Raw genomic sequence first — 5,760 nt, forward strand, 5'->3', positions numbered from 1 at the left:
CCGGTCCGCGGTCGTGTCGGTCGGCGCCGGTTCCGCCCGGCCCAGCTCCGGCAGCCACAGCGAGATCACCGCCGCGGCCAGCACGTAGCACGCCGCGGTCGCGGTGAACAGGCCGGTGAACCCGGTGCCGGTCATCAGCAGCGCGCCCAGCGGCGGCCCGGCGACCCACGCGATCGACACCAGCGTGCGCAGGCCGCTCATCACCAGCGGGACCTTGGTCGAGCCGCTGCGGTCCAGCGCGTGGCGGGCGTAGGCGAACATCTGCGGCATCTGGGAGGCGGAGACCGACCCCAGCGACACCGACACCACGAGCAGGACCCAGTACTCCCGGACGAACGCGAACAGCACCCACGCCACCACGCCCGCCACGCTCGCGACCAGCAGCAGCGTGCGGCGGATCGGCCGGGAGTCGGACAGCCGGCCGACCGCGGTGCTGACCACGATCGAACCCAGCGCGCTGATCAGCAGGAAGGCGCCGACCTCGAACGGACCGGCGTTCAGCTCCTTGATCAGGAACACCGACAGCAGGGGCCCGACCAGGGCGTACCCGATGCCGGTCAGCAGGCTGACCGAGACGAGCGGCACGAAAGGCCTCGAACCGGACCGAACACGAGCACCGCTCATCACATCCACGCCGCCGATCCTCACCGGCCGGCCGTGCGGCGAGGAAGCGGATTTCCACCACGTGGGCCATGAAAGCGGTCACACGGCGGTGGCGCGGGCCACCAGGACGGCCATGTCCAGCGGCAGCTCGCGGATGTCCGCCAAGGTGAAGCCGTGCCGGGCCAGCAACTCCCGGTGCCGGTCGGCGGTGCGCTCGCCGCCCAGCGCGGTGTTGACCATCATGTGGACGTCGAACGACAGCGGCAGCACCGACCCGTCGTCGCGGATCGGCCGCTCCACCACCGCGAGCAGCGCGCCCTCGGGCATCGCGGACCGGACGTTGCGCAGGATGACCGAGGCGCGCTCGTCGTCCCAGTCGTGCAGGATGCGGGACAGCAGGTAGACGTCGCCGCCCGCGGGCACCGGGTCGCGGAAGAAGTCGCCCGCGACCACCTCCACGCGGTCCGCGCAGCCCAGGCGTGCCAGCACCTCCCGGGCCGCGCCGGTCACGTGCGGGCGGTCGAACAGCACGCCGCGCAGGCCGGGCGCGGCGGCGAGCACGAGGCCCAGCAGCCTGCCGTCGCCGCCTCCGACGTCGACCGCGGTGCCGGTGGCGGGCAAGTCGAGCAGGCCGGGCACCAGGTCCAGGAAGCCCGTGCCCGCCGCCATCGCGCCCTCGAACAGGCGTGCGTCGGCGGGGTGCGCGGCGAAGTGCTCGAACGGCTGCGCCCCGTAGAAGTGCTCGAACGCGCTGCCGCCGGTGCGCAAGGTGTGCTCCAGGGCGCTGAACGACCGGTAGAACAGGCCGCCGTAGATGCGGGCGACGTCGCGCAGCGAGCCGTGGGCGTCGGCGCGCAGCAACGCGCCCGCCTCGGTCAGCTCCCACGCGTCGCCGTCCCGGCGCAGCACGCCGAGCGCGGCGAGGAAGGCCAGCACGCGGTGCAGCTTGTCCGGTCGCGTGCCGGTGCGCTCGGCGAGTTCCGCCGTGGTGCGCGCGCCGGCGGCGATCAGGTCGGCCACGCCCAGTTCGGCCGCCGCCGCCACGGAGCGGGTGCGCCAGGCGCCGGTCATCAGCTCGAACATCGCGCGCCGGGCCTCGTCGGGCCGGCCGACGTGGCGGCGCAGCAGGTCGGCGCGGTGGCCGGGCAGCCGCAGCTCCACGCGGCCGCGGCCGCGCAGGTGCAGCGAGGTCGAGTCCTCGTGCGGGTCGTGACCGCCGCCGTCAGGGGTGAGGCCGGCGTCGACCAGCACCTCGTAGACGCCCCTCGACACCACGTCGTCCCCGGTGAGCCGGAACACCGGGTGCGTCCACCCGGAGCGGTCCGGATCGGACGACGCGGTCCCGACGACCGGGACGGACACCTCCAGCCCGCGCGCGCAGCCGGGCACCGCGCCGCGCACGAGCCGCACGGCCACGTCCCGGCCGCCGACGCGCACCGACCTGTCCGACACCGACCCGTCCCGCGCCGGTCCGGCCGGGGTCACGCCCAGCTCGACCAGCGCGGCCACCACGTCGTCCACGCGCCGCGCCGCCACCAGCACCGCGGTGTGCGCGAACTCCAGGTGCCCGGCCACCCCGGCGAGCCCGTCGTGCCCGGCCACCCCCGCGAGCCCGTCGAGCGCGGTCGCCAACGCCCGACCGGTGCTCGCGGACCGGGTGAAGTCCACCGCGTCCGCCAGTCGCCGCAGGTCCTGCTCGTCCAGCGCCTCGCGGCCACCGGTCCCCGTCACGGTCATGCCAAGTCCTCTCGGCGGAACGGCCGTGCCCCACCCCGAGGGGCGGGGCACGGCGATCTCGTGACCCGGGCGGGGGCTATTCGCCGTCCAGCTCGGGGTGCAGCTCCACGTCCGCCCAGCGGACCAGTCCGGCGATGCGCGGCTGCCCGTCGTGCCGCCAGGACATGCTCGGCTTGGTCATCGCGCCCGGCGCGCAGATCCGGCTCGCGCCCAGCTCCGCCAGCTCGCGCCCGACGCGCCAGAACTCCTCGCCGAGCGCGCCGAGGCCGACGTTCTGGAGGTGCCTGGCGTAAGGCCGCACCAGCTCGACGGCCGCCGCGAGGTCGGGCACCGCCACGATGCGCGCCACCCGGTCGCCCGCGCCGCCGATCGGGAGCAGCGAGTCGTCCAGCACCACGGTCCACTCCAGACCGTCGGGCGCCCACACCTCGGCGGCGTCGCTGGTGGCGGCCCGCCACTCGGCGACCAGCCTGCGGTGCTGCAACGCGATGGCGTCGTGCGCCTCGACCGTCCCCGGTGGACAGTCGGCGGCGGCGCGGCGCATCGCGTCGGCCAGGTGCCGGGCCACCGCGCGGGCGTGCCCGGCCTCCACCAGGTAGACCTGCGGCGACAGGCAGGCGTGCTGGTCGAAGTCGCTGCAGTCGGCGGCGATGCGCCGGGCCACCTCCGCCGGGCCGCACCGCGTCGCGTACTCGGCGCTGATCAGGCCGAACGAGAACTTGTGCGCGTGCTCCTCGTAGACCTGGTCCGGTCGGACCCGGGCCCGGATCGCCGCGCACGCCTGGTCGCCGCCGTAGGCGATCACGGCGTCGGCGTGCGCGAGGGCGGCGGTCAGCGAGGACTCGTCGTCGCGGTCCCAGTAGGTGGCGACCACGGCGTCGGCCAGCACCGGCTCCACGTCGTGCAGGGTGCGCAGGAACGCGGCGGTGAAGTGCGGCTCCTTGGCCGGGACCTTCGCGATCAGGCTGGACTTGACCAGCAGCGCCCGGACCAGGGACCGCGCCGGCAGGCCGGGCACGTTGCCGGAGAACACCGCGAGCGCGGTGGCCGGCCCGACCGCGGTGGTGCCGCCGCGGAACCCGTCGAGCACCTCGGGGTCGCCCAACTCGCGGGTGAGCGCGGCCAGCAGCGGCTCGGCGCGCAGGTTGCCCACCTCGGCGTCCAGGGCGCGGTCGACGGTCTCCTCCGACATGCCGGTCACCAGCGAGGCGTCCCGCACCACGGCGCGGCGCGGGGCGAAGTCGCGCTTGGCCCACCGGTCGGCCACCTCGTCGAACGCGGCCACGATCCGGCGCACCGGCAGCGCGCGCAGCCGTTCGTGCGCGGCCCGGAGCCCGGCGCCGATCGCGTCCCAGTCGTCGGGCCGCCGGCCGTGCCACTCGTGCGCGCCGGAGCGGAGGGTGAACGACGTGCCCGGGTTGGTCACCCAGTCGGGCATCCACGACACGGTCACGCGGCACCCCCGGTCATCTCGTCCAGCGACAGCGAGCAGCCCCGGCTGGTGCTGCCGGCGATGCGCCCGGCGATGGCCACGCCCTCCGGGACGGCGATGCCGACGTCCCCGGTGAGCAGCACGTGCGGCCGGTCGAGCAGGGCGTAGTCGGTGATCTCCAGCAGGCCGGGACCGGCCTCGCGGTACTCGCGGGTGCGCGGGTCGCGGACCCGGGGACCGCCCGCGACCCCACCCGCCTTGGGCCGCTCGCCCAACGGGCCGACGGGGGTGTCGGCCGAGTCGTAGAGCGGGCTGGCGATCTCGGTCATGCCGAAGATGTTGCCGAACCGCTCGATGCCGAAGACCCGTCTGACCGCGTCGCGGAGGTCGTCCACGGCCATGACGCGCGAGCGGCCCTTGAAGCCGCCGCCGTCGTACATGCGGGAGCCGGGCGGCAGCTGCCAGCTGCGGCCCTGGGCCTCCAGCGCGTCGCAGATGTTGACGAAGGCGAAGGTCGCGCCGACCATCACGACCGGTAAGCCCTCGGCGACGGCCGCGTCGAGCCGCTGCTCCAGCAGCTCGAAGTCCACGCCCGCCTCCTGGACGACGGCGGTGCTCAGCCGGGGGTCGCCGACCGCCTCGGCGATGCGGGCCATGTCGAACGCGATGGCCATGTGGGGTGCGGCCCGCTCGGAGGGGGCGAAGGGCAGCACCACGGGCCTGACGTCGGCGAAGTCGATCTCCCGGCGGGCCCGCGCGGTGACCGCGGCGCGCTTGAGCTCCAGGCCGAGCGGGGAGTACCGGACGCTGCCCCGGGTGCTGCCGGTCGTGCCGCTGGTGCGGAACTCGCGGACCACGGGCGCGTCGGGGAACAGGTGGGGGCCGCCGCCCTTGTAGGCGGTGTCGGGGATGCCGACGCCCGTGCCGACCTGCTTCCAGTACCTGGCGACCTCGGGTGAGTTGGCCAGGGCCAGTTCGATGAGCTGTTCATGCACGTCAAGCGGGTCGCCGTCCTCTTCGACGACCAGTCTGACCATGTGTTCGAAGAGCCGCGCGACGTGGGGGTCGTCGTGGGCGATGGTCATCTGCTCCTCCTGCGGTGGGGCCAACCCGGCAAGTCAGCAGTGGTTGATCGGGGGATGCAAGATCGACCCCCGGAACGGGGTACCGCCAACCGGGTGTTTTGGGGGGGCCATAGGATGACTGAAAGCGGGGCTGGTGAAAACTAATCCGAATGTTCCGCTACGGGACCCGGAACGCCGCGCACCAGGGCGGAACGCAGATCCCGAACACCGTCTCGAAGCGCTGACCAGCGCCGTCGCGATGAACGCCGCGCGCACGACGCGAGGTGACCGGAGTTCCCGGGGTGGCCGAACGCGGTGCCGCGCCGACCGGCGGGACGCATTGGGGCCGAAAACAACCAAACGAGACCGGATAGGATCGGAAGCCGCCACGAGCGGAACGGCGGACCGCCCGCCGACACCGGGGCGCACCCGAGCCGTGCCCACAGCGCGGTCACCCGGAGCGCCGCGTGCCGCGACCAGGAACCCTCTAACGAGTGAACCTCATATTCAACCGGGCAAAACCGACGCCGGCTCGGTAACGCTCTGTTGTGACCCTCCACCGATGGACGTACGTCTTGCGAAGTTCTCCGCATTATTGCGGGTCAGACGGACATCCGATCATTCATATCGTAACGATGTCACCGGGCGGGCTAACGATTGCCCGATGCAACCGATATCGCCGCTATGGACGACGATTCCACTCCGGCGGTACGAGTAGACGCGCCCGAACGCCGGAACAGGGCGTCCGAACGCGCGAACCGCAGGAACCGCACAGTCGCGGACCGAGCAACCACCTGGGGTGCCGGATGAACAGCCGAATGGTCGAACTCGAAGCAGTCCTGTCCCGCTCCGCCCCCGATCGGCTCGCGGCGCGGCGCCTGGCGGTGGAGCTGGCGCGCTCGCTGGACGCGCTCAGCGCCCGCC

General features: G+C 73.7%; 4 protein-coding genes. All 4 read right to left on the bottom strand.

Annotation, left to right across the window (positions count from 1 at the left end):
- The coding region (locus tag ACFV4N_RS38730; protein ID WP_499677659.1) for an MFS transporter at positions 1–585 on the bottom strand (585 nt) is incomplete at its 3' end.
- Between the two features lie 117 nt (positions 586–702).
- The gene (locus tag ACFV4N_RS38735) at positions 703–2,340 is read right to left on the bottom strand and encodes a methyltransferase (protein ID WP_499677660.1); all 1,638 of its coding nucleotides are present in this window, start codon (positions 2,338–2,340) and stop codon (positions 703–705) included.
- A 76-nt stretch (positions 2,341–2,416) separates the two neighbouring features.
- Positions 2,417–3,793, bottom strand: coding sequence for an acyl-CoA reductase (locus ACFV4N_RS38740; RefSeq protein ID WP_499677661.1), 1,377 nt, complete (start codon positions 3,791–3,793; stop codon positions 2,417–2,419).
- Entirely contained in the window at positions 3,790–4,857 is a 1,068-nt protein-coding gene (locus ACFV4N_RS38745; RefSeq protein ID WP_499677662.1) for a long-chain-fatty-acid--protein ligase, read from the bottom strand. The genes ACFV4N_RS38740 and ACFV4N_RS38745 overlap by 4 nt, the downstream gene beginning before the upstream one ends.
- Positions 4,858–5,760: the final 903 nt, after the last annotated feature.

Origin of the sequence: Actinosynnema sp. NPDC059797 (assembly GCF_042732085.1) — a bacterium.
Taxonomy (GTDB): domain Bacteria; phylum Actinomycetota; class Actinomycetes; order Mycobacteriales; family Pseudonocardiaceae; genus Actinosynnema.